Below are 22,997 nucleotides of genomic sequence, written 5' to 3' on the forward strand. Positions count from 1 at the left end.
GCGAACTCGTCGGTCAGACGAACTTCTTGGCGGTGAGGAACGCGGCCAGCTCGATCCCGCCCGTCCCGTCGTCGGAGACGAGTTCCCCCTTGGTGCGCGGCGGACGCCGGCTCGCGGTGTCCACCGCCGTCCTCGCGGCCGTACGGCCGACCTGCCCTGCGTCGATCCCGAGATCGGTGAGACCGAGAGTCTCCAGGGGCTTCTTCTTCGCGGCCATGATCCCCTTGAAGGAGGGGTAGCGGGCGTCGCCGGAACGGTCGGTGACCGACACGACGGCCGGCAGACCGCCCCGGACTCGCACGGTCGCGGTGTCGCCCTCGCGCCGGCCGGTCAACGCCCCGTCCTCGACGGTCAGTTCCTCGATGTGGGTGACGGCCGCGACACCGAGCCGCTCCGCGAGCAGCGCGGGTACGACTCCGGCACCGCCGTCTGTCGAAGCCATCCCGCACAGCACGAGATCGAAGCCGTGCCGTTGGATCGCCCCGGCCAGCACGAGCGAGGTGGCGAACACGTCACTGCCCTCGATGTCCTCGTCGGCCACGTGAATCGCCGAGTCGCCGCCCATGGCGAGCGCCTTGCGCAGGGCGTCCTTCGCGTCGTCCGGGCCGACGGTGAGGTAGCAGATCTCGACGCCGGGGCTCGACTCCGCGATCCGCAGGGCCTGTTCGACCGCGTATTCGTCGAGTTCGGACAGCAGTGAGTCCACGGACGCGCGGTCGGTGGTGCCGTCCTCGGTGAAGGTGCGGTCCGCCGTGGCGTCGGGCACGTGCTTCACGCAGACAACGATCTTCACATCGCCCTCCCGGGGCTCTAATGAGTGCTAATAGTTAACTATATGGATCGAGCGAGCGCGAGGGTTCCCCGAGATTCAGTCGAATTAGTTGACTGATTGAGCTGATAGCTGGAAGATCTGGGCAGCTGAGCCGCGAGGAGGCGCCATGGCCGGGGACAGGGACACCGCTGACAGGTACTTCGAGCCACAGGTGGAGACCATGGCCCGGGACCAGCTGCGGGCGCGGCAGGAGGAGCGGGTGGTGGAGCTCGTCGAGTACGCCTACGGCAACTCCGCCTTCTACCGCGCGCTCTGGGACGAGCACGGGGTGCACCCGCGCGATGTCCGCACCCTGGACGACTTCCGGGCCCGCGTCCCGTTCATCACCAAGGACATGGTGCGCGCCCAGCGGGCACGCACCGGCGACCCCTTCGGCGGTCTGCTCTGCGTCCCGACCGAGGAACTGACCTCCGTCTCCTCCAGTTCGGGCACCACGGGCGACCCGGAGTTCTTCGCCGAGATCTGGGAGGACGCCCCGCCCCTGGTCACCGCACAGGTGCGTGACCTGTGGGAACTCGGCCTCAGGCCGGGGGACCGGGTGCTGAGTCCGCCCGGCACCTTCCGCAACCTCATGGACCCCGGCTACCAGGCGCTCGGCGCGGTCGTCATCGAGGTGGACACCTGGCTCGGGAAGATGGACGAGGTCGTCGAGGCCCTGCGCACCTACCGTCCGGCCTACCTCCAGATGATGTATCCGCAGATGGTGGAGCTGGAGCACCTGGCCGCCCGGACGGACCTCAAAGAGGCGTTCTCCTCTCTCAAGGGCGCCTCCTGCGCCGGACAGCCCCTCAGCCGGAAGATGCGCGAGCGGATCCGCGAGGACTGGGGCATCGACGTCTACGAGTACACCAGCGCCGCCGACACCGGCACCGCCTGGGAGTGCCGCGAACACGACGGCTTCCACCTCTGGGAGGACACCGTCTTCGCGGAGTGCGTCGAGGTCGACGAGCACGGCTGGCGCGACGCGGCGGAGGGTGACCTGGGCGAGCTGGTCGCCACCGACCTCGACAACCGGGCCGCGCCACTGATCCGTTACCGCAGCGAGGACCTGGTCCGCCTGTCGAGGGACCGCTGCGGGTGCGGGCGCACCCACGCCCGGATGTGGGTGGCCGGCAGGCGCGGCGACGAGACCCTCGTTCAGGGGCGTTCCGTGGTCCTGCGGGACATCTGGCAGGCGGTCGAGGACCAGCCCGAGACCGTGGCGGGCGTCTTCCAGATCGTCCGCGCCGGACGCGAGGTCGACGAACTGCGCCTGCGCGTCGGCTACGACCCCCGGCTCACCGGCGACGTCGACGCCCTGGCCGGACGCCTGGGCGAGGCCGTGCGCGAGCGGACCGGCGTCAAGCCGGTGCTCGACATGCGCACCGAGGAGGACCTGTTGAAGACCATGACCAGCGTCGCCAAGTTCCCCCGGGTGGTGAAGAGTTGATGGCCCGCGCCGACACTCTGGCCCGGGCCCGCACCCTCGACCGGCCCGGACTCGCCTACCTCGTACGCTTCCCCACCTCCGACGGCATCCGGGACATGGAACTGACCTGGGCGGAACTCGCCCGCGACACCGACTGGGTGACCGCACGGTTCCGGGACCACGGACTCGCCGCAGGACAGCGGGCGTTGCTGACCACCTCAGGCTTCGAGGGCTTCTGGGGCCACGCGGTGATCGGTGCCCTGCGCGCTCTGAAGGTGCCGTACGGCATCGCCGAGGCGATGGGCTGGGACCACCGCAGGACCGCCGTCTTCCATCGCGAACTCGCCCCGCACGCGGTCATCGGCCTGTCGGCGGAGACCCTGGAGGGGCTGGCCGGTGCGGCCGACGTCGGTGAGATGTTCCGGACGACGCCGCTCGTGCTGGCCCGGCCCGCCGCCGTACCGGTGCTGCGCGGGGTGGGCGTGTCCGCCGCCCTGATCGCGACCGTGGGACCGGCCCTCGCCCTGGAGTGCCCCGAGCGAGGCGGCGCGCATGTCAACGCCGCCGAGTGGCGGGTCGACACGCGGGACGGACAGCTGTCCGTGGCGGCGGGGGAGGGACGCACCTCGTTGCTTCCCGAGACCCCGCTCGGCATCGCCGGACGCGTACTCACCGGCCGTTGCGCCTGCGGCAGCGAGGACCCACGGGTCCTGTTCGCCGAGGCCAACCAGCTCACATCATCGAGGAGTTGAGGATGTCCGAAGGAGTGGTCGACGGCCGGGTCGTGATTGTCACGGGCGCCGGCAACGGGATCGGCCGGGCCCACGCCCTGGCGTTCGCCGCGCACGGTGCGAAGGTCGTGGTCAACGACCTGGGCGGCGCGCGCGACGGCGGAGGCGCCTCGGCCGGGCCGGCCCAGACCGTGGTCGACGAGATCAAGAAGGCCGGTGGCGAGGCCGTGGCCAACACGGACGACATCTCCGCCTGGGACGGTGCGGGCCGGCTCGTCCGACAGGCCGTCGACGCCTACGGCGGCCTGGACGTCCTGGTCAACAACGCCGGCATCCTGCGGGACCGGATGATCGTGTCGATGACCGAGCGGGACTGGGACAGCGTGATCGGCGTCCACCTCAAGGGCAGCTTCGCCACCCTGCACCACGCCGCCGCGTACTGGCGCGAGCGAGCCAAGGCCGGTCACGACAACGACGCCCGGGTGATCAACACGACCTCCCCGTCCGGCATCTTCGGCAACCCCGGCCAGTCGAACTACGGCTCGGCCAAGGCCGGCATCGCGAGCCTCACCGTCATCGCCGCGGCCGAACTCGCCCGCTACGGCGTGACGGTGAACGCCATCGCGCCCACCGCGCTCACCCGGCTCACCGAGGACATCGAGATGATGAGACAGGCCGCCGAGGCCCAGGACCTCACCCCCGAAGCGATCTCGCCCCTCGTGGTGTGGCTCGGCTCGGCCGCCTCACGCGAGGTCACCGGCCGGGTCTTCGGTGTCGTCGGCAACCGCATCACCGTCCTCGAAGGCTGGGTCAACGGTCCCGGCGTGGGCGCGGAGTCGCGCTGGACACCGGAGGAACTGACCTCGGTCGTCCCGAACCTGGTGGCCAAGGCGGCTCCGAACGCCGACGCGCTGGGCAACCGGAACGGGGCCTGAAGACATGACGACTACTCAAAAACCAGTTGCTGAAGGCCTGTTCACCTGGCCGCCCGACGAGAGCACACCCTTGCGGCTCATCGGCTCCGAGTGCACGGACTGCGGACTGGTGAGCTTCCCCGCCGCCCCGGACTGCGTCCGGTGTGCGAGCACCGAGTCCAAGGAACGGCTCCTGGCCGACCGCGGGACGCTCTGGACGTACACCACCCAGGACTTCCGGCCCCCGTCCCCGCCGTACGACGGCCCCGAGACCTTCGAGCCGTACGCGGTCGGGTACATCGAACTCCCCGGCGAACTGCTGGTCGAGGCCCGCCTCACCCAACCCGACCCGGACAAGCTGCGGATCGGGCAGGAGATGCGGCTGACGCTCGTGCCCTACACCGTGCGGGACGACGGCACCGAGATCGTGACGTTCGCGTTCGCCCCGGCCGAGGAGGAGACACCGTGAGCGAGGCCGTCATCATCGGCGTGGGGCTGCACCCCTTCGGCCGGTTCCCCGGGAAGCCCGCACTGGACATGGGCGCGGACGCGGTACGGCTCGCGCTCGCCGACGCGGGCGTCAACTGGCCGCAGATACAGGGCGGTTACATCGGCAGCTACGAGGTCGCCAACCCGGACGCGATCGTCGCCCGGCTCGGCCTGACCGGCGTACCCCTACGCGGGGTGTTCAACGGCTGTGCCACGGCCGGTACGGCGGTGGCGCTGGCCGCCCGCGCCATCGAGACCGGAGAGCACGACCTGACCATCGCGATCGGCCTGGACAAGCACCCGCGCGGAGCGTTCGCCGCCGACCCGTCCGTGGCCGGCATCCCGTCCTGGTACGGGCAGACCGGCCTCTTCCTCACCACCCACTTCTTCGGCATGAAGATCAACCGCTATATGCACGACCACGGCATCTCCCACGAGACCCTCGCGCGCGTGGCGGCCAAGAACTTCGGCAACGCGGCCCGCAACGAGAAGGCCTGGCGCCGAACTCCCCTGTCCGTGGCGGAGATTCTCGCCTCCCCGGTCCTCAACCACCCCCTCCGCCAGTACATGTACTGCGGCCCGGACGAAGGAGCGGCGGTCCTCGTGCTGTGCCGGGCCGACCAGGCCCACAAGTACACCGGGAAGCCCGTACGGATCCGGTCCACCGCCCTGCGCAGCCGTCGGCTCGGCGCCTTCGAGGTGCAGAGCCCGTCCTTCCCCGTCGGGGAGGTCGTCGCGAGCCCGACCGTGGACGCCTCGCGGGAGGCGTACGAACGTGCGGGCATCGGTCCCGAGGACGTCGACGTCGCCCAACTCCAGGACACCGACGCCGGATCGGAGGTCATCCACATGGCCGAGAACGGCCTCTGCAAGGACGGCGAGCAGGAACGCCTCATCGCCGAGGGCGCCACCGAGATCGGCGGCAGACTCCCGGTCAACACCGATGGCGGACTCCTCGGCAACGGCGAACCGATCGGCGCGTCAGGACTGCGCCAGATCCACGAGATCGTCCTCCAACTGCGCGGCACGGCGGGAGACCGGCAGATCCCCGGCACACCACGCGTCGGCTACACCCACCTGTACGGCGCGCCGGGCGTCTCGGCGGTCACCATCCTGAGCACCTGAGGGCAGAGCGGACATGGCAGACGACATGCAGGACTTCGCGGCCGAGGCACGCGCCTTCCTCGACGCCCACGCGCCGAAGGCCCCCGACCGCACCGCCCCGACCTGGGGCGAGGGCGACGACTCGATGGCGTACTTCAGCAGCCTCCCGCCCGAGGCGGAACGGGAGCACGTACAGCGGGCGCGAGACTGGCAACGCGTCCGCCACGAGCACGGCTTCGGCTGGATCACCGGCCCGGTCGAGTACGGCGGCCGGGGCCTGACCCCCGTCCACGACCTGCTCTACGACGCCGTCGAGTCCGAGTACGACGTCGCCGACACCGGAGTGCTCAGCGTGATCGGCCTCGGCATGATCGGACCCACGATCCTCGCCCACGCCCAACCCCATATCAAGGAACGGTGGTTGCCCGCGCTGTATCGCGGGGACGCCATCGCCTGCCAACTGTTCAGCGAACCCGGCGCCGGATCCGACCTGGCGAGCGTCGCCACCCGGGCGGTCCGCGAGGGCGACGGCTGGGTGCTGAACGGCCAGAAGGTGTGGACCTCGGTCGCCCAGCACAGCCAGATCGGCCTCGCCCTCACCCGCACGAACCCGGACGCGCCCAAGCACCGAGGCATCACGGCCTTCCTGGTCCCCATGGACGCACCCGGCGTCGAGGTCAGGCCGCTGCGCCAGATGACCGGCGGCGCGGACTTCAACGAGGTCTTCCTCACCGACGTCCGCATCCCCGACGACCACCGGCTCGGCGAGGTCGACGGCGGCTGGACGGTCGCCCTGACCACCCTGATGAACGAGCGCGCGACCGTCGGCAGCGAGGGCGTGGGACCCGTGGCCGCCGCGCTGTCCCCGGACCACCTCTCGGCCCTGATGCGCGCCACCTGGACCTGGGACGACCGTGCCCTGCGCGCCCGGCTCGCGGAACTCCTCGTGGACACCCTCGCCACCCGGCACCTCAACACCCGCGCCCTGCGCACACTGCGCGCCGGCGGCACGCCGGGCCCCGAGATGTCCGTCTCGAAGCTGATGTACGGCCAGAACCTCACCCGCGCCGCACACTTCGTGTCCGACGTGCTCGGCCCCCGGATCATCGCCGACACCGGACGGTGGGGCACCTACGCCTGGTCCGAACTCCTCCTCGCCACCCCCGCGTTGCGCATCCTCGGCGGCACCGAGGAGATCATGAAGAACATCCTCGCGGAACGCGTCCTCGGACTGCCCAAGGAGGTGCGGTCATGACGGCCGACGAGAGCGAACTGCGCGAACTGCGGGCCTCGGTACGGGAGTTCCTGGAGGTCAAGTCGGCTGAAGAAGCCGTCCGCAAGCTCATGGAGAGCGAGCCGCGCTACGACCCTGCGGTGTGGGCGCAGGCGGCCGACCAACTGCGGGTGCCGGGCCTGGTGATCCCGGAGGAGTACGGCGGCGACGGCTTCGGCCTCGTCGAACTCGGCGTCGTGCTGGAGGAGATGGGCCGCGCCCTGCTGTGCGCGCCCTTCTTCGCGACGGTCGTGCTCGCGGCCCAGGCGCTGCTCGCCTCCGGTGACCGGGAGGCCTGCGCGCGTCACCTCCCCGGTATCGCGGCCGGCGCGACGACGGCAGCGCTCGCGGTTTCCGAGGACAGCGGGTCCTGGGACCCTGCCCTGATCTCGGCGCGTGCCGTGCCGGACACGGATGGCGGCTGGAAGCTGAGCGGCCGCAAGTCCTTCGTCATCGACGGCACGACCGCCGACCTGATCCTTGTCGTCGCCCGCACCGTCGCGGGTCCCTCGCTCTTCGCGGTGGAGAGAGAAGCCTCGGGACTGTCGGCCGTATCGATGGAGACCTTGGACGCGACCCGGGCGATGGCCTGGTTGACGTTCGACGCGGTGCCCGCGATCCTCATCGGCGCGGACGGGTCGGCCGGGCGCACCATGGCCAAGGTGCTGGACATCGCGTCGGTCGCACTCGCCGCCGAGCAGTCGGGCGGGGCCCGCAGGTGTCTGGAGGCGAGTGCCGAATACGCCCGTACCCGGCACCAGTTCGGCCGGCCGATCGGCTCCTTCCAGGCGGTCAAGCACAAGTGCGCGGACATGCTCGTCCAGGTGGAGCTGGCCGAGGCCGCGTCCCGGGAGGCGGCGCGACTGGCCGACGAGGGCTCGGCGGAGTTCCCCGTCGCGGCGGCCGTGGCGCACGCCTGCTGCTCACGGGCGTACATGTTCGCGGCCATGGAGAACATCCAGGTCCACGGCGGCATCGGCTTCACCTGGGAGCACCCGGCGCATCTGTACTTCCGGCGGGCGAAGTCCTCGCAGCTGCTGTTCGGCGGGCCCGCCGTGTATCACGAGCGGCTGCTGGACCGGCTCGGGATCTGAGCCTGGGTCTGCACGAAGACGAAGGCCCCCGGGGCAGCGGGGGCCTTCGTCTTCGGTGTGGGTCAGCCCCGGGCCGCCTCGCCCAGCAGCGCCTTCGCGATGATGACCTGCTGGATCTGGCTCGTCCCCTCGTAGATGCGGAACAGCCGGGCGTCGCGGTAGAAGCGCTCGACCGCGACCCCGCGCATGTAGCCCGCTCCGCCGTGGACCTGGACCGCGCGGTCGGCGACCCGCCACACCATCTCGCTGGCGAAGTACTTCGTGCAGGACGGGCCGATCTTGGTGTCCGTTCCGGCGTCGAACGCGCGGGCGGCCTCCAGGACCGTGGCGCGGCCGGCGTAGTAGTCGGTCATGGAGTCGGCGATCAGACCCTGTACGAGCTGGAAGGAGCCGATGAGCTTCCCGGACTGGCGGCGGGTGCGGGCGTATGCGACGGACTCGTCGACCAGCCGCTCGGCCATGCCCACGCACAGGGACGAGATGTGCACCCGGCCGTGCGCGATGCAGCCCATCGCCGTGCCGAAGCCCCGGTTCAGGCCGGCCTCGCCACCGACGAGCGCGGACGCCGGTACGCGGACGTCGTCGAAGTACACGTCCGCCGTCCAGGCGCCGAACTGGCCCATCTTGTGGTCCTTGGGAGCCACGGTGAGGCCCGGGGTGTCGGCCGGGACCAGGAAGGTGGAGATGCCGCGGGTGCGCGGGGCGTCGGGGTCGGTGCGGGCGAAGACCATGAAGACGTCGGCGAGCGGGGCGTTGGTGATGTACCGCTTGGCACCGTTGATCACCCACTCGTCGCCCTCCAGGTGCGCCCGCGTGGTCAGGGTCGAGGGATCGGAACCCGCCTCCGCCTCGGTGAGCGCGAACGAGGCCAGGACGTCACCCGTGGCGATCCTCGGCAGCCAGTCCGCCTTCTGCTCCTCGGTGCCGCCGACCATCAGGACATGCCCGGCGATGCCGTTGTTCGTGCCGAACATCGAGCGCAGGGACGGGGTGGTGTACCCCAGCTCGAACATCAACTGAGCCTCCTCGTACATCGACAGTCCCAGCCCGCCGTACTCCTCGGGCAGTGCGAAGCCGAACAGGCCCATCTTCTTGGCCGCCTCGCGGATCTCCGCGGGCATCTCGTCCTTCTCGTCGATCTCCGCCTCAAGTGGTACGACGCGCTCGCGCACGAAGCGCCGGACCTCGGACAGCACCGCGCTGAAGTCAGCCGCGTCCATGTCGACTCCCTTATCGCCCTTGGTTGTCTGTTTCCGTCTCGTCCGGCTTTCGCTCCGGCTGGTAGCACGCGGCCAGCAGCGCGGCGGCGCTCGCCGTGCCGACCCCCAGGGCCAGCAACGCGGGCCCCGCGCCCGCGCGTTGGCGGCGCAGCACCCCGTCCAGCGAGTATCTGCCGGGGCCCAGCGCCGCCAGGGCGACGGCCGCGCCGCCCACGACACCGACGTACTCCCAGCCGCCCTTGAAGACGAAGAAACCCTTGCCTCGATGGTCGGTTCGGGCCGCCACCGTCATCAGACCGACGGTTGCCGCCGCCGGGAGGGGATTGGCCGCGCCCAGCGCGATCCCCACGCCGGCCGCCATCTCCGTCCCGGCGGCCATACGTGCGTGGACCTCCGCGGGCCGCAGTCCGAGTGACTCGAACCAGCCCGTCGTGCCCTTGAGCCTGCCAGGCCCGGCGACTTTGTTCCAGCCGTGCGCGAAGAGCATCGGGCCTAGCGTCGCCCGCAGCACGAGCGCGGCGACGTCATGGCCCGGCGCCCTCACTGAGCGACTCCGGTGGCCCGTCCCGCGGGGGCGACGCCGTACAACTGCGGTACGGCGTCAACGAGTTCGTCGTGGGTGAGGGCCTGTCCCGACACGCTGGGGTGGACGCCGGCGACGGTCCAGCCCTGGAGCCGGTTCAGCCGGTTGCCCTCGATGCGCAGGACCTGGCCGGTCAGCCAGGCCGCGCTGTCGGAGGCCAGGTAGACGACGACGCCCGAGGCGTTGGCGGGGTCGCGCGGGTCGAAGCCGTCGACGGCCTGGAGGGAGGCGCCTACGGACAGGCCGTCCGTCATCCGGGTGGCCGCGATCGGCGAGATGGCGTTCGCCGTGACACCGTACTTGCGCATCTCCAGGGCGGTGAGCACGGTGAGCCCGGCTATACCGGCCTTCGCGGCACCGTAGTTGGACTGCCCCTGGTTGCCGAACAGGCCGGTCCCGGACGTGGTGTTGATGACGCGGCCGGTGACGCGCTCACCCCGCTTCGACGCCTCGCGCCAGTACGCGCAGGCGTGCCGGGTGAGCGCGAAGGTGCCCTTGAGATGGACCGCGATCACGGCGTCGAACTCCGCCTCGGTCATCGAGAACAGCATGCGGTCGCGCACGATCCCCGCGTTGTTCACGACGATGTCCAGGTGCCCGAACTCCGCGACCGTGTCCGCGACCAAGGTCTCGGTCGCCGCCCAGTCCGTCACCGACGCGTGGTTGGCGACCGCCTGCCCGCCCAACTTGGTGATCTCGGCCACGACTTCGTCGGCGGGGGAGTCGCCGGTGCTCTCGCCGTGCACGCCGGAGCCGAGGTCGTTCACCACCACGGTCGCGCCGGCCTCGGCCAGCGCCAGGCAGTGCGCCCGGCCAAGACCCCGGCCACCGCCGGTCACGACGGCGACCTTGTCGTCGAGGATGCCCACCTGCTACCTCCCGGTTGTGTCGAGTTCGCGGAGTACGTCGTCTGTGTGCTCGCCGAGCGTCGGCGCACCGCTGCGCGGTTTGTCGTCAACACCCCAGAAACTGACCGGTGTCGCCACGGTCCGCAGCGGTGGCGCGTCACCCATGCCGGGCTGTTCGACGAACGCCCCGACGGCTTCGGCCTGCGGATCGGCCGCGACCTCCGCGAGCGTCTGCACCGGCGCCCACCACACGCCCTCGGCGTCGAACCGCGCCGCCCATTCGGCCAGTGGCCGCCGAGCGAACTCCTCGTCGAACACGGCAATCAACTCCCTTACGTGCGCACGTCGTTGCTTGCCCGTCGCGAACCGTTCGTCCGTCTCCAGGTCCGCGCGGTCGAGTGCCTTGATAACGCCGGGCCAATGCCGGTTGCCCTCCAGGCCGACCAGCCAGAACCAGCGGTCGTCGGCGGCCCGGTAGGAGTTGTAGAGCGGGGACTCGTGCTCGGTGCGGTGCCGGGTGCGGCCGCGCCTGCCGAAGAAGTTCTGCAGGGCCAGGTCGTTCCCGTTCGCGTAGGTGCCGGACCGCAGCAGTGACACGTCCACCACACCGCCCTCGCCGGTGCGTTCGCGGCGCAGCAGCGCGGCGAGTACGCCCGCCACCAGGTTCGCCGCGGCCGTGCGGTCACCAAGCCCTGGGCGGATGCCGGGCGGTGGTTCGCCCGCCGGGTTGAGCATGGCGGCGATGCCGGGCCGCGCCCAGAAGGCGGAGACGTCGTAGCCGGCGCGGTCGCGCTCGGCGCCCGTCCAGCCGTAACCGGTCAACGTGCCGACGACCAGACGGGGATGGCGGGTACGCAGCTCGTCCGGGTCCAGGCCCAGCCGCTCCAGCGCGCCGGGGCGGAGGTTGGTGACGAAGACGTCGGCCCGCTCCAGCAGCCGTTCCAGTACGGCCTTGCCGTCCTCCGAGCGCAGGTCGAGGACGATCCCGCGCTTACCGCGGTTGTCCGTCTCGAACGGGGGCGCGCTGTCGATGTCCTGGCCGACGTGCCGGAGCGTGTAGCGGTTGGGATCGCCGGTCGGCGCCTCCACCTTCACCACGTCCGCGCCCCAGTCCGCGAGCATGGTGGCCGCGGCCGGAGCCGCCACCCACATGCCCAGCTCGACGACCGAAATGCCCTCCAGTGGCCGCACAACCCACCTCCCTGTCTGTCGGTACGCCCGCTACTTGCCCTGGAAATCGCCGGGTCGGCGGTCCCGGAAGGCCTTCAGCCCCTCGACCCTGTCCTCGGTGGAGAAGAGCACCGAGACGGTCTCGCGCTCGTACGAGATCGCCGCCTCCAGATCCATCCCGAGGCCGTAGTCGATCAGCCGCTTGCCCGCCGCGAGGGCCAGCGGGGCCCCGGCCGTCAGCGCCACGGCGAGTTTCTCGGCGACGCCCAACACCTCGCCGGGCTCGGCGAGTTCGTTGACCAGTCCGAGCGCGTGGGCCCGTTCCGCGTCGATCGGTTCGCCGGTGAGGATCATCTGCTTGGCGATCGCGGGTGGGATCAGGCGTGGCAGCCGCTGTGTGCCGCCCGCGCCCGGCAGCACGCCGAGCTTCATCTCGGGCAGGCCGAGCCGGGCGCTCCGCTCCGCGACCCGCAGGTCGCAGGCGAGCGCGAGTTCGAGGCCGCCGCCGAAGGCGAACCCGTGGACGGCCGCGACCGAGGGCTTGGGGAAGTCCTCCAACAGCGCGTACGCGTCGGTCAGTCGCTGGACGAAGGAGTGGAACTGCCGGGGTGCCGTGAACGACTCGATCTCCCCGATGTCGGCCCCGGCCGAGAAGGCCCGGCCCGCCCCGGTCACGACCAGGGCGCGTACGTCGTCGTTGTCGCGCAGCTCGGCCAGGGCGAGGGTGAGCCGGTCCACGGTCTCGGACCCGATCGCGTTGAGCTGCCCCGGCCGGTCGAGGGTCAACACGGCGATTCTGTCCCGGAGTTCGACACGCAGCACGGTGTTCACCTCAGACCATCGTGAGTCCGCCGCTGACCGAGAGCGTCTGCCCGGTCATGTAGGCGGCGTCGTCGGACGCGAGGAAGGCCACCACACCGGCGATGTCGGCGGGCTGGGCGACGCGGCGCAGCGGGATCGCCCGCAGGGTCGCGTCGTACATCTTCTGGCTGTACTCGGCGACCTGCCCGAGCAGCGCGGTGTCGGTGGGCCCCGGGCAGACGCTGTTCACGGTGATGCCGTGCCGGGCGACCTCGCGGGCCAGAGCCTTGCCGAAGGCGATGACCCCGCCCTTCGTCGCCGAGTACACGACCTCGCCGGACGAGCCGACCCGGCCGGCGTCCGAGGCGATGTGGACGATCCGGCCGCCGCCCCGCTCGATCATCGGGTCGAGGACGGCCCGGGTCATCGTGATCGTCCCGCGCAGATTGACGGCGATGATCCGGTCCCAGGTCTCCTCGGAGCTGTCGGCGAACCGCCCGATGACGTCGACGGCCGCGTTGTTCACCAGGACATCCACCGTGCCGAGTTCGGCGGCCACCCGGTCCACGGCCGTGCGTACGGCCGCGCTGTCGGAGATGTCCGCGCCGACTCCCGCGGCGCGCACGCCGTACCGCTCCGCGAGCAGGCCCGCGACCTTGCCGGCCGCCTCCGCGTCGAGATCGCAGACGGCGACAGCGGCTCCCTGGGCGGCGAGCCGGTCGGCGATCGCCTCGCCGATGCCGCGGCCCGCTCCGGTGACGAGAGCCACCTTGTCCCGTACGCTCACGCGCCCTCCCTCGTCCGGCTGCCGATACAGCGCTATCGTATAACTACTTCAGCTAAATAAGCGAGATGCCTGAGCGGAGTCGAGCATGCGCCGAACGATCTTCACCGAGGAGCACGAGCTGTTCCGGGAGACCGCCCGCTCCTACTACCTGCGGGAATGCGCCCCGTACGCCGAGCAGTGGGAGCGGGACGGGCAGGTGAGCCGGGCCGCGTGGGCGGCGGCGGGCAAGGCCGGACTCATCGGCTGGCAGTTCCCGGAGGAGTACGGCGGCCAGGGGATCTGGGACTTCCGCTACAACGCCATCATGGCGGAGGAGATGGCGGCCACCAGTTCGGTCGGCATCGGGCTCGGGCTGCAGAACGACGTCATCCCGCCCTACTTGATGCACCTGACCACCCTTGAGCAGAAGGCCCGTTGGCTGCCCGGAGTGACCAGCGGCGAGACGATCTGCGCACTCGCGCTGTCCGAGCCGGCTGCCGGATCCGACCTCAAGGCCATCCGCACCACCGCCCGCCGGGACGGTGACGAGTGGGTGATCGACGGCTCCAAGACCTTCATCACCAACGGCATCCTGGCCGACCTGGTGATCGTCGCATGCAAGACCGACCCCGAAGCCGGGCACAAGGGCATCAGCCTGATCGTCGTCGAGCGGGACATGGAGGGCTTCGAGCGCGGGCGCAAGCTGGACAAGGTCGGCATGAAGGCGCAGGACACCGCCGAACTCTTCTTCCACCAGGTCCGCGTCCCCGCCGAGAACCTCATCGGGCAGGAGAACCGCGGCTTCTATCACATGATGGGCAACCTCCCGACCGAGCGCCTCGCCATCGCCGTCTCCTCGCTGGCGGCCGCAGAGCGGGCGTACGAACTGGCGCTGGACTACGCCAAGACCCGTACCGCCTTCGGGCAGCCGATCGGGGAGTTCCAGGCCAACCGGTTCGCCCTCGCCGACGTCAAGGCCAAGCTGGGCGCCGCCCGCGTCTACGTCGACGGCTGCATCATGGCCCTGTTCCAGGGCGAGTTGACGCCCGAGGAGGCCGCGGCGGCCAAGTACTGGACCTCGGAGACCGGCTGGCAGGTCATCGACCGCTGTATGCAGCTGTTCGGCGGCTACGGCTACGTCAACGAGTACGAGATCGCCCGGATCTGGCGCGACAGCCGGGTGCAGCGGGTGTTCGGCGGGACCTCGGAGATCATGCAGGAGATCATCGGGCGGTCGCTGGGGTTGTGACACTCGGGCGAACGCATTGACTGTCTTGGATAAATAGGTTAGCTATTTAAGCGAGATGCGCGGGATGCGGGATGCGGCTCAAGGAGGCAACCGTGGTCACGGTCGACGTGAAGCTGCACCAGGACAGAGCCGAGCACGACCTGCCGCGCCCCCGCCTGGTCATCGGCGGTAAGGACCTCACCGACACAAGCGGTGGCCAGTACGAGCACCGAAACCCAGCGACGGGCCTCGTCCAGGCGCACATCCCGCTCGCGGGCCCCGCCGAGGTGGACCGGGCCGTCGCCGCCGCACGCCAGGCCTTCGAGGTGTGGGGCACCATGCGCCCCGCCGAGCGCCGCTGCCTGCTCACCCGCTTCGCGCAGCTCCTCCGCGACCACATCCCCGACTTCGCGGCGATCTGCCCGCTGGAGAACGGCATCTGCGTCGGCGGCTGGGCTACGAACGTCGGACCGCATGTCGCCGAATGGACCGAGTACTACGCCGGCTGGGCCGACAAGATCGAGGGCATGGTCGGCGCGGCCTACAGCCCGCACGAGAACGTCGAGTACACCATCGCCGAGCCCTACGGCGTCATCGGCCACATCATCACCTGGAACTCACCCGCACTGTCCCTGGCGATGAAGGTCCCGCCCTCGCTCGCCGCCGGCAACACCGTGGTCATCAAACCGGCCGAGTCCACGCCGTTCTCCGCGCTGCTCTTCGCCGACCTGGCCCGCGAGGCAGGCATCCCCGAGGGAGTCGTCAACGTCGTCACCGGACTCGGCGACGCGGGATCGGCCCTGGTCACCCACCCCGGCGTGGACAAGATCTCCTTCACCGGAGGACCCGCCACCGCACGCCGCATCATGGCCGACGCGGCGCTGACCCTCAAACCCGTCCTGTTCGAACTCGGCGGCAAGTCCGCCAACCTGCTCTTCGCAGACACCGACCTCGACACCGTGGTGCCGTACTGCGCGGCCTTCGCCATGAGCAACACCGGCCAGGGCTGCGCACTGCCGACCCGGCTGCTGGTCGAGCGGTCGATCTACGACGAGGTCGTCGCGCGCGTCGCCGGTGTGGTCGCGCACCTGCCCGTCGGTGACCCGCTCGACCCGGCGACGTACATCGGACCCCTCATCGACGAAGCCGCCCGCGACCGTGTCCAGGGAGTGATCGACAAGGCGGTCGAGAGTGGTGCGGGGCGGCTCGTGTACGGCGGTGAACGCATCGGCGCCGACGGCTACTTCGTCTCCCCGACCGTCTTCGCCGACGTGGACAACCGCAGCGACCTCGCCCAGCAGGAGATCTTCGGCCCGGTCCTGGCCGTCACCCCCTTCGACACGGAGGACGAGGCCGTCGCCCTCGCCAACGACACCGAGTACGGCCTGTCCGCCTACATCCAGTCCCGTGACATCGGGCGCGTGAACCGTCTGGTGCCCCGTCTGAAAGCCGGGACGGTCTACGTCAACCCGGGCCCCAACCCCATCAGTTCGCCCACCACGCCGTTCGGCGGCGTCGGGACGAGCGGGTTCGGCCGGGAGGGCGGCAAGGCGGGTCTCGACGAGTTCGTCCACGTCAAGGGTGTCGGCATTAGCCGCGTCTGACACCCGCCTTCCGAAAGCCCTGGGAGCCAAGAGCATGCATTCCGCCCGCCGCCTGACGTTCGGCGACATCATCCGCGAGCACCGAAGGTCCTACCCCGAGGGCATCGCCCTCGTCGACGGCGAAGTCCGTCTCACCTGGCCGCAGTTGGACGAGCGCACCAATCGTCTCGCCAACGCCCTCACGATCGCGGGGGTCGGCCCCGGTGACCGGATCCTCTGGCTGGGACAGAACTCCTTCCGTATCTGGGAACTGCTCGGCGCCGCCGCGAAGATCGGCGCCATGGTCTGTGCCGGCTACTGGCGCTGGGCCGCCCCCGAAATGGCGTTCGCCGTCGAGGACTTCAACCCCAGGGTCGTGGTCTGGCAGGACGAGGAGATCGGCGACACGGTCGCCAAGGCCAGAGCCGAACTGGGCAGCGACCACCGGGCGTTGTGGCTTCGGCACGACTCCGAGGGCCCCGGCTCCTACGAGTCCTTCCTGGCCTCCGGTTCGGCCGAGGACCCGGCCGTCGACGTCGACCCGGACTCCGCGCTCCTGGTCATCTACACCGCGGCCATCTCCGGACGCCAGTCCGGCTCGATGCTCTCGCACCGCAACCTCCTGGCCATGGGCGCGAGCGCCGCCTGGATGGGGGACATCGGCACCGAGACGGCCTTCCTCGGCGCCGGACCGATGTTCCACATCGGCAACTACCAGTTCTGGGGCGTCCCGGCCTTCGTGCACGGCGGCAAGAACGTCGTCGTCCGCCGGGTCGTCGCCGAGGACCTGCTCCCGCTGCTGGCGGCGGAGCGGTGCACGCACGCGTACCTGATGCCGCCGACGATCGCCCAACTCGTCGCCCTCAACCGGGAAGCGGGCCACGACCTCTCGAACCTCCGGGCCAGCGTCGCCGCCCCCCTGTGGCAGGGCACGGTCCCCACCGACACCAGCCGCTTCACCCGCAATGGCGGCGGCGAGGGTCGCGGTTACGGCCAGACCGAGGTGACGGGCTTCGCCGTGACCGGCGCCTACGGCGGTACGGGCACCGGCAACGCCGGACGCCCCGGCCCCTTCACCGCCGTACGCATCCTGGACGGCACCGGCAAGGAGTGCGGGATCGGCCAGGCCGGTGAGATCTGCGCCCGGGGCGACCTCGTGCACCTCGGCTACTGGAACCGGGCCGAGATCAACGAGGAGCGTTTCCGCTTCGGTTGGTGGCACACCACCGACCTCGGCCGGCGTGAGGCGGACGGCACGATCAGCTTCCTCGGCACCACGACCCGCATGCTCAAGTCGGCGGCCGAGAACATCTTCCCGGCCGAGGTGGAGAACTGCATCGAGTCGCACCCGGCGGTGAAGGAGGCCGCAGTGATCGGCGTCCCGAACGAGCGTTGGGCGCAGGACGTCAAAGCGGTCGTCGTCCTCCACCCGGACGCCGAACCGGTCACGGCCGCGGACGTCATCGAGCACTGCCGGGCGCGGATCGCCTCGTACAAGAAGCCGAAGACGGTCGAGTTCGTCGAGGCGCTGCCGCGCACCAAGGACTTCGCCAAGGACTACGAGGCGCTCGACGAGCGCTTCGGCGGGGGCGGCTATCCCGGTGGCGACACGCTCGGCGCGGGGCGGTGACGCCGTGACCGACCGCCAACCCGTCGTCGTCGGCGTGCACGCCACCGAGCAGGCCCTGTCCCTCCCGCACCGCGACGCGATGGGCCTTGCCCTCGAAGCGGTGCGCGGCGCGATCGAGGACGCCGGGCTGACCCCGGCGGACGTCGACGGCGCCCAGGTCGACTGGCCCGGCCCGGGCGGGGTGCCCGGCGAGGGCAGCTCCTGGGCGCGGATGCTCGGCCGGGACCTGCGCTGGACCAGCGACTCGATGCTCGACAACGCCGGCTCGCGGGGCCTGCTGAAGGCGGCGGCGGCCGTACGGGCCGGACTCGCCGACACCGTCGTGGTCGGCGGCTGCAAGCTGGTCTCGCGCGGCGCGGGCCCCGTCGGTGCCGGAGTCCCGCTGGAGTTCGCCGACGTCTGGGGCAGCTACGTCGTCGCCCAGTTCGCGCTGGTGGCGGCCCGGCACATGCACCAGTACGGGACGACCGCCCACCAGCTCGCGGAGGTCGCCGCCACCGTCCGCAACAACGGAACCACCAACCCCGAGGCGATGATGTACGGCCGCGGCCCGTACACAGCCGACGACGTGCTCGCCTCCCGCATGGTGGCCACGCCGTTCCACCTGCTGGACTGCTGCATCGTCGGCGAGGGTGGCGCCGCCCTCGTGGTGACCACCGCCGAACGGGCCCGGGACCTGCCCCACCCGCCCGTCGCCGTGCTCGGCGGCGGCATGGAGTACCACCAGGCCGCGTACGCCAACCCCGCGCTGTACCGGGAGGTCGGCCAACTCGGCCGGGACGCGGCCACGCGTGCCTACGCCATGGCGGGCATCGGCCCCCAGGACGTGGACGTCTTCTCCCTCTACGACCCCAACTCCTTCGAGATCATCCGGCAGTTGGAGATCCTCGGGCTGTGCGGCGAGGGCGAAGGAGGGCCCCTGGCCGCCAGCGGCGCCATCGCCGTCGGCGGCAAGCACCCCGTCAATCCCGACGGCGGCTGCCTGGCGTACGCGTGGAACGGAACCCAGCAGATGACCCTCAAAGTCGTCGAGGCCGTACGGCAGTTGCGCGGAACGGCCGTCCACCAGGTCGAGGGCGCGGAACTCGCGGTCGTCGGCAACGCGGGCTCCGGCGCGCAGCACTACGAGATGAGCGTCCTGGGGAGGACACGATGAGCCGGCCCGTCCCCGTCCCCACCGCGCTGTCCCAGCCGTTCTGGGACGCGGCCCGGCGCGGTGACCTCGTCGTTCCGCACTGCCCGGCCTGCGGGCTGCGCTTCCTCGTCCCCGAACCCGCCTGCCCCGGCTGCATGTCGGCGGACTGGCGGTACGTGCCGAGCGCAGGCCGGGGCACCGTCTACGCCGTGACCGTGGTCCACCGCGCGCCCGGCCCCGGCTTCGGGACACCGTTCGCGCTGGCCGTGATCGACCTGGACGAAGGCGGCACCCTGCTGTCCCACGTCGACGCGGGCGACCCGGACGACGTGACCATCGGCATGCGGGTGCGCGTGGACTTCCGGTCCCTCACCGACGAGATCACCCTGCCGTACTTCGTGCCGGTCCCAGGCGACTGAAGGAGATGGATGCCGTGGCGAACACGCCGGTACGGGTCCCCAAGATGGCCGAGCTGGTGGCGGCACAGCTGCGCCGCAAGATCGTGCGCGGGGAACTGGCCGAGGGGGAGGCGCTGCCCGCGGAGACGGCCCTGATGGCCGAGTTCGCCGTCTCCCGGCCGACGCTGCGCGAGGCGTTCCGGGTACTGGAGTCGGAGTCGCTGATCAGCGTGCGCCGGGGCGCGCGGGGCGGGGCACGGGTGCAGGTCCCGGAGGGCACGGTCGCCGCCCGCTACGCGGGAGTCGTCCTGGAGTATCGCGGCACGACCCTCAAGGACGTCTACGACGCTCGTACGGTCATCGAGGCGCCGTGCGCCGGACTGCTGGCCCAGCGCCGTACCGACCGGGACCTTGAGCGGCTGCGGGCCTCCGTCGCCGAGGCGGAAGGACTGATGGACGACCCCTCGGCCTTCATCCGTGCCCACATGGAGTTCCACGCCCTCGTCGTCGAACTCGCCGGCAACGAGACGTTGAGCGTCCTCAACGGCATGGTCCGGCACATCATCGACCAGGCGAACTGGTCCCACGTCGACCTCGATGCAGGCAGCCCCGAGAACATCCGGGCCAACCGCCGGGGCTTCCGCGCCCACGGCGCCCTCGTCGAACTGGTCGCCGGGCGCCGGACCGAGGCCGCCGAGGAGCTGTGGCGCCTGCATCTTCAGGAGGCCGAGGACTACCTGTTGCAGAGCAGGTCCATGACGACGGTCCTGGACCTGCTCGGCTGATGTGCCGTCAACTCCCGTGCAGCTCCTGCACGATCGGCTCCCATACTTCGGCGTCGATCTCGTACGCGGTGTAGAAGGACACCCGGTCGACCAGACTCCCGTACCGGCGACTGATCTCGCCCGCCACCCGCTCCGGCTCCGCGACGACCGCGAAGGTGTGCAGGACCTCGTCGTCGACGAGCCCGCCCATCGCTTCCCACTTGTCCTCGCGGGACGACTTCGACAACGCGTTCAGCTCGTCGCCGAGTTCGCCCCAGCCGTGCAGTTCCAGGACTCCGCGATAGGCGGGTGTGCTGCCGTAGAAGGCGATCTGGCGGCGGGTGCCGTCGATCGCGCGGGCCAACTCCTTCTCGGTGCGGCCGGTCGCGGTGAGGAGGAGATGGGAGACGGAGAAGTCGGCGCGTGTGCGACCGGACCGGTCGAGGCCCAACTCGACGGTCGGGAGGGTGACGTCCCGCAGGTACCGCTCGGTGGTGAAGCCGTGCGCCAGGAGTCCGTCGGCCACCTCGCCCGCCACCCGGGTCATCGCCTCCCCGACCGCCGCTACGAAGACCTTCGGGGCGCCGCCGGGCGCGGGCGGGGGAGAGAAGAAGGGGGACATGAGCGTGTGCGTGTAGAAGTCACCGCGGAAGTCGAGCTTCTCACCCTCGTTCCAGACGGCCCAGATGGCGCGCAGCGCGCTCACGTACTCCCGCATACGGGCGGCGGGACGGCTCCACGGCATGGCGAAGCGCCGCTCGATGTGCGGTTTGATCTGGCTGCCGAGACCGAGCGAGAAGCGCCCGCCGGAGTAGGTCTGCAAGTCGTGTGCGGTGTAGGCGAGTTGCATGGGGGAGCGGGCGAACGCCACCGCGATCGCCGTGCCCACTTCCAGCCGGTCGGTGTGCTCGGCCGCGAGCAGCAGCGGCAGGAACGGGTCGTGTTTCGACTCCGAGGCCCACAGCCCGTCGTAGCCCGCCTTCTCGTGGTGCCGGGCCTCCGCCACGACCTCCGCGGTACCCCACACGCTGAGCTTTCCGTCGACCTTCATGCCGCTCCGTCCACTGTGACCGCGTCCAACCCGATGCGACGCGCGAGGAGTTCGCGGTGGTACGCCGGGTCTCCGAACAGGAGTTGAGATGTCTTGGCCCGTTTCAGATACAGGTGGGCCGGGTGCTCCCAGGTGAAGCCGATGCCGCCGTGGACCTGGATGTTCTCCGCCGTCGCCTGTAGACACGCGTCGGAGCAGAAGGCCTTGGTCAGACTCGCCACCGCAGGCAGTTCCGGGTCCTCGTTCGCTGCCGCGAGCAGTGCGTAGTGCGCGGCGGCACGCGCCGACTCGACTTCGAGGAGGACGTCGGCGAGCAGGTGCTTCACGGCCTGGAAGGAGCCGATGGGCCGCCCGAACTGGTGCCGCACCTTGGCGTAGTCCACTGCCATGTCCAGCGCCCGGGAGGCCACCCCGACCTGCTCGGCGGCGAGTGCTACCGCGGCCCGGTCGAGCACCTGCGAGACGAGGTCCCAGCCATCGCCGTGCGTACGCAGTCTGGTCGCCGGTACGTCGTCGTAGTCGAGACGGGCCTGTCGGCGGGTCGGGTCCATCGTGGGCAGAGGAGTGCGGGTCAGTCCGGCCGCGTCGCCGTCCACCCAGAAGACGCCGATGCCGTCGTCGGTTCTCGCCACGGTGAGGACTACATCAGCGGTGGCGCCGTCGAGAACGAACGTCTTATGGCCGGCGAGCAGCCAACGCCCGCCTGTTTCACGGGCGTTGAGTCGAACTCCCGTCGCATCCCAGCGGGCGGAGTCCTCGGTCAGGGCCAGTGTCCCGACCAGTTCGCCCGAGGCGAGCCCCGGCAGCAGACGCTTGCGGGCGTCCTCGTCGTCGCAGCGCAGCAGCGTGGTCGTCGCCAGCACGGCCGAGGAGAGGAAGGGCGTGCACACCAGCGCCCGGCCCAACTCCTCCATGACCGCGCCCACTTCGACCGGCCCGCACCCGGCACCGCCGTACTCCTCGGGGACGGCCAGCCCTTGGAGGCCGAGTTCCGTTCCCATCCGGTGCCACAGCGTCCGGTCGAAGCCCTCCGGCGTCTCCATCAGCCGCCGCGTCTCGGTCTCGGGCGAGGTGTGCGCGAGGAACGCCTTTACCGTGCGCCGCAGTTCCTCCTGCTCGTCGCTGAACGCGAAGTCCATGCCGTTCAGCCCTCCGTACCGGCGCGGCGACGCCCGCGCGAGGCGATGATCTGCTCCACCGCGGCGATGTGGTCCGGGTCGTGCATGCTGTCCCGCTCCGCGAGCAGTGCCGGCTCGAGTACGGCGGCCATGGCCTGTTCCAGATGCAGGTTCACCGCCCGCTTGGTGCCGCGCAGGGCCTGCGCGGGCAGGGCGGCCAGCCGTCCGGCCAGGTCCATGGCCTCGTCCAGGAGCTTGTCCTTCGGTACGACACGGTTGGCGATGCCGAGCCGGACGGCCTCCTCGGCACTCACCCGCTCGCCCAGGAACAGGAGTTCCTTCGCGCGGGTCAGGCCGACGAGCAGGGGCAGGACGAGCGCGCCGCCGTCGCCCGCGACGAGACCGACCTGGACGTGCGGGTCGGCCACATAGGCGTCGTCCGCGATCAGCACCAGGTCGCTCAGCAGGGCCAGGCTGCAACCGAGGCCCACGGCAGGCCCGTTGACCGCCGCGATCACCGGCAACGGGCAGCGGACCAAGCCGATGATGATCCGCCGGGCCTCGTCGACGTTCTGCTGCCGGAAGACGGGGTCGCGCTGGACCCGGGTCATGATGTCGAAGTTGCCGCCCGCGCTGAACGCCCTGCCCCGGCCGGTGAGCACGACCACCCGTGCCTCGGGGTCCTCGGCGACCGTGTCCCAGACCGACGCGAGGCCGGAGTGCAGCTCCTCGCTCATCGCGTTGAGCTGGTCCGGCCGGTTCAGCTCGATCAGTCGGACCGGCCCGAGGGCCGTCACCACCAGATCCGTCATCTCCACCGCCACCATCCAGGAACAGTTCAGTAGAGTTGAATGCTA

The 22,997-nt window shown here is 70.7% G+C and carries 23 protein-coding genes; 13 read left to right on the plus strand and 10 right to left on the minus strand.

All coding sequences use genetic code 11. The features are described 5' to 3' along the window. Positions 1–13: 13 nt before the first annotated feature. Complete coding sequence (locus tag ACIP6U_RS42865) at positions 14–775, minus strand: electron transfer flavoprotein subunit beta/FixA family protein (RefSeq protein ID WP_401728369.1); 762 nt, start codon at positions 773–775, stop codon at positions 14–16. Between the two features lie 163 nt (positions 776–938). On the opposite strand from ACIP6U_RS42865, the gene ACIP6U_RS42870 reads away from it, so the two are divergent. From ACIP6U_RS42870 to ACIP6U_RS42900, 7 genes are read left to right on the plus strand one after another with little or no spacing between them, the layout of a single operon-like run. Beyond that, a complete protein-coding gene (locus tag ACIP6U_RS42870) occupies positions 939–2,261 on the plus strand; it encodes a phenylacetate--CoA ligase family protein (RefSeq protein ID WP_401728370.1) in 1,323 nt (440 codons plus the stop codon). Next, positions 2,261–2,992, plus strand: coding sequence for a hypothetical protein (locus ACIP6U_RS42875; RefSeq protein WP_401728371.1), 732 nt, complete (start codon positions 2,261–2,263; stop codon positions 2,990–2,992). The genes ACIP6U_RS42870 and ACIP6U_RS42875 overlap by 1 nt, the downstream gene beginning before the upstream one ends. Before the next feature lie 2 nt (positions 2,993–2,994). Next, positions 2,995–3,906, plus strand: a complete 912-nt coding sequence (locus ACIP6U_RS42880; RefSeq protein WP_401728372.1) for an SDR family oxidoreductase — start codon at positions 2,995–2,997, stop codon at positions 3,904–3,906. 4 nt (positions 3,907–3,910) lie between these two features. Further along, positions 3,911–4,354, plus strand: coding sequence for a Zn-ribbon domain-containing OB-fold protein (locus ACIP6U_RS42885; RefSeq protein WP_401728374.1), 444 nt, complete (start codon positions 3,911–3,913; stop codon positions 4,352–4,354). Beyond that, positions 4,351–5,499, plus strand: coding sequence for a thiolase family protein (locus tag ACIP6U_RS42890; RefSeq protein ID WP_401728376.1), 1,149 nt, complete (start codon positions 4,351–4,353; stop codon positions 5,497–5,499). Before ACIP6U_RS42885 ends, ACIP6U_RS42890 begins: the two co-directional genes overlap by 4 nt. 13 nt (positions 5,500–5,512) lie before the next feature. Continuing rightward, complete coding sequence (locus ACIP6U_RS42895) at positions 5,513–6,733, plus strand: acyl-CoA dehydrogenase family protein (RefSeq protein ID WP_401728378.1); 1,221 nt, start codon at positions 5,513–5,515, stop codon at positions 6,731–6,733. Continuing rightward, entirely contained in the window at positions 6,730–7,845 is a 1,116-nt protein-coding gene (locus ACIP6U_RS42900) for an acyl-CoA dehydrogenase family protein (RefSeq protein WP_401728379.1), read from the plus strand. Before ACIP6U_RS42895 ends, ACIP6U_RS42900 begins: the two co-directional genes overlap by 4 nt. Before the next feature lie 62 nt (positions 7,846–7,907). Here the strand turns inward: ACIP6U_RS42900 and ACIP6U_RS42905 are convergent, their stop codons facing one another. The 6 genes from ACIP6U_RS42905 to ACIP6U_RS42930 are packed head-to-tail and all read right to left on the minus strand — an operon-like array spanning position 7,908 to position 13,254. Continuing rightward, entirely contained in the window at positions 7,908–9,065 is a 1,158-nt protein-coding gene (locus ACIP6U_RS42905) for an acyl-CoA dehydrogenase family protein (RefSeq protein WP_401728381.1), read from the minus strand. Positions 9,066–9,075: 10 nt separating this feature from the next. Further along, positions 9,076–9,609 carry a DoxX family protein gene (locus ACIP6U_RS42910; protein WP_401728382.1) on the minus strand — a complete coding sequence of 178 codons (534 nt, stop codon included), beginning with the start codon at positions 9,607–9,609 and terminating at the stop codon, positions 9,076–9,078. Then, positions 9,606–10,517 carry an SDR family NAD(P)-dependent oxidoreductase gene (locus ACIP6U_RS42915; protein WP_401728385.1) on the minus strand — a complete coding sequence of 304 codons (912 nt, stop codon included), beginning with the start codon at positions 10,515–10,517 and terminating at the stop codon, positions 9,606–9,608. The genes ACIP6U_RS42910 and ACIP6U_RS42915 overlap by 4 nt, the downstream gene beginning before the upstream one ends. Positions 10,518–10,520: 3 nt before the next feature. After that, complete coding sequence (locus ACIP6U_RS42920; RefSeq protein WP_401728386.1) at positions 10,521–11,687, minus strand: CaiB/BaiF CoA transferase family protein; 1,167 nt, start codon at positions 11,685–11,687, stop codon at positions 10,521–10,523. A gap of 30 nt (positions 11,688–11,717) precedes the next feature. Further along, positions 11,718–12,497 (minus strand): enoyl-CoA hydratase/isomerase family protein, encoded by a 780-nt coding sequence (locus ACIP6U_RS42925; protein ID WP_401728387.1) that lies wholly within the window; start codon positions 12,495–12,497, stop codon positions 11,718–11,720. Between the two features lies 1 nt (position 12,498). Next, a complete protein-coding gene (locus ACIP6U_RS42930; RefSeq protein ID WP_401728388.1) occupies positions 12,499–13,254 on the minus strand; it encodes an SDR family NAD(P)-dependent oxidoreductase in 756 nt (251 codons plus the stop codon). Positions 13,255–13,339: 85 nt separating this feature from the next. Here ACIP6U_RS42930 and ACIP6U_RS42935 point away from each other — a divergent pair, with 85 nt between their 5' ends. The 6 genes from ACIP6U_RS42935 to ACIP6U_RS42960 all read left to right on the plus strand — a co-directional run bounded on the left by ACIP6U_RS42935 (position 13,340) and on the right by ACIP6U_RS42960 (position 19,992). Next, a complete protein-coding gene (locus tag ACIP6U_RS42935; protein ID WP_401728389.1) occupies positions 13,340–14,482 on the plus strand; it encodes an acyl-CoA dehydrogenase family protein in 1,143 nt (380 codons plus the stop codon). A 92-nt stretch (positions 14,483–14,574) separates the two neighbouring features. Further along, positions 14,575–16,065 (plus strand): aldehyde dehydrogenase family protein, encoded by a 1,491-nt coding sequence (locus ACIP6U_RS42940; protein ID WP_401728390.1) that lies wholly within the window; start codon positions 14,575–14,577, stop codon positions 16,063–16,065. Between the two features lie 34 nt (positions 16,066–16,099). Continuing rightward, entirely contained in the window at positions 16,100–17,674 is a 1,575-nt protein-coding gene (locus ACIP6U_RS42945; RefSeq protein WP_401728391.1) for an AMP-binding protein, read from the plus strand. A 4-nt stretch (positions 17,675–17,678) separates the two neighbouring features. Further along, positions 17,679–18,830: a thiolase family protein gene (locus tag ACIP6U_RS42950; protein WP_401728393.1), complete on the plus strand. Its 1,152-nt coding sequence runs from the start codon at positions 17,679–17,681 to the stop codon at positions 18,828–18,830. After that, complete coding sequence (locus tag ACIP6U_RS42955; RefSeq protein WP_401728395.1) at positions 18,827–19,228, plus strand: Zn-ribbon domain-containing OB-fold protein; 402 nt, start codon at positions 18,827–18,829, stop codon at positions 19,226–19,228. The genes ACIP6U_RS42950 and ACIP6U_RS42955 overlap by 4 nt, the downstream gene beginning before the upstream one ends. A gap of 5 nt (positions 19,229–19,233) precedes the next feature. Beyond that, positions 19,234–19,992 (plus strand): FadR/GntR family transcriptional regulator, encoded by a 759-nt coding sequence (locus ACIP6U_RS42960; protein ID WP_401728396.1) that lies wholly within the window; start codon positions 19,234–19,236, stop codon positions 19,990–19,992. Positions 19,993–19,999: 7 nt separating this feature from the next. Here ACIP6U_RS42960 and ACIP6U_RS42965 read toward each other — a convergent pair whose 3' ends face one another. The 3 genes from ACIP6U_RS42965 to ACIP6U_RS42975 are packed head-to-tail and all read right to left on the minus strand — an operon-like array spanning position 20,000 to position 22,952. After that, positions 20,000–21,022 (minus strand): LLM class F420-dependent oxidoreductase, encoded by a 1,023-nt coding sequence (locus tag ACIP6U_RS42965; RefSeq protein ID WP_401728397.1) that lies wholly within the window; start codon positions 21,020–21,022, stop codon positions 20,000–20,002. Next, positions 21,019–22,161 (minus strand): acyl-CoA dehydrogenase family protein, encoded by a 1,143-nt coding sequence (locus ACIP6U_RS42970; RefSeq protein WP_401728398.1) that lies wholly within the window; start codon positions 22,159–22,161, stop codon positions 21,019–21,021. Before ACIP6U_RS42970 ends, ACIP6U_RS42965 begins: the two co-directional genes overlap by 4 nt. Before the next feature lie 5 nt (positions 22,162–22,166). Next, positions 22,167–22,952, minus strand: coding sequence for an enoyl-CoA hydratase/isomerase family protein (locus ACIP6U_RS42975; RefSeq protein ID WP_401728399.1), 786 nt, complete (start codon positions 22,950–22,952; stop codon positions 22,167–22,169). Between the last annotated feature and the right edge of the window lie 45 nt (positions 22,953–22,997).

It is taken from the genome of Streptomyces sp. NPDC088794 (assembly GCF_044750545.1).
Lineage (GTDB): Bacteria > Actinomycetota > Actinomycetes > Streptomycetales > Streptomycetaceae > Streptomyces.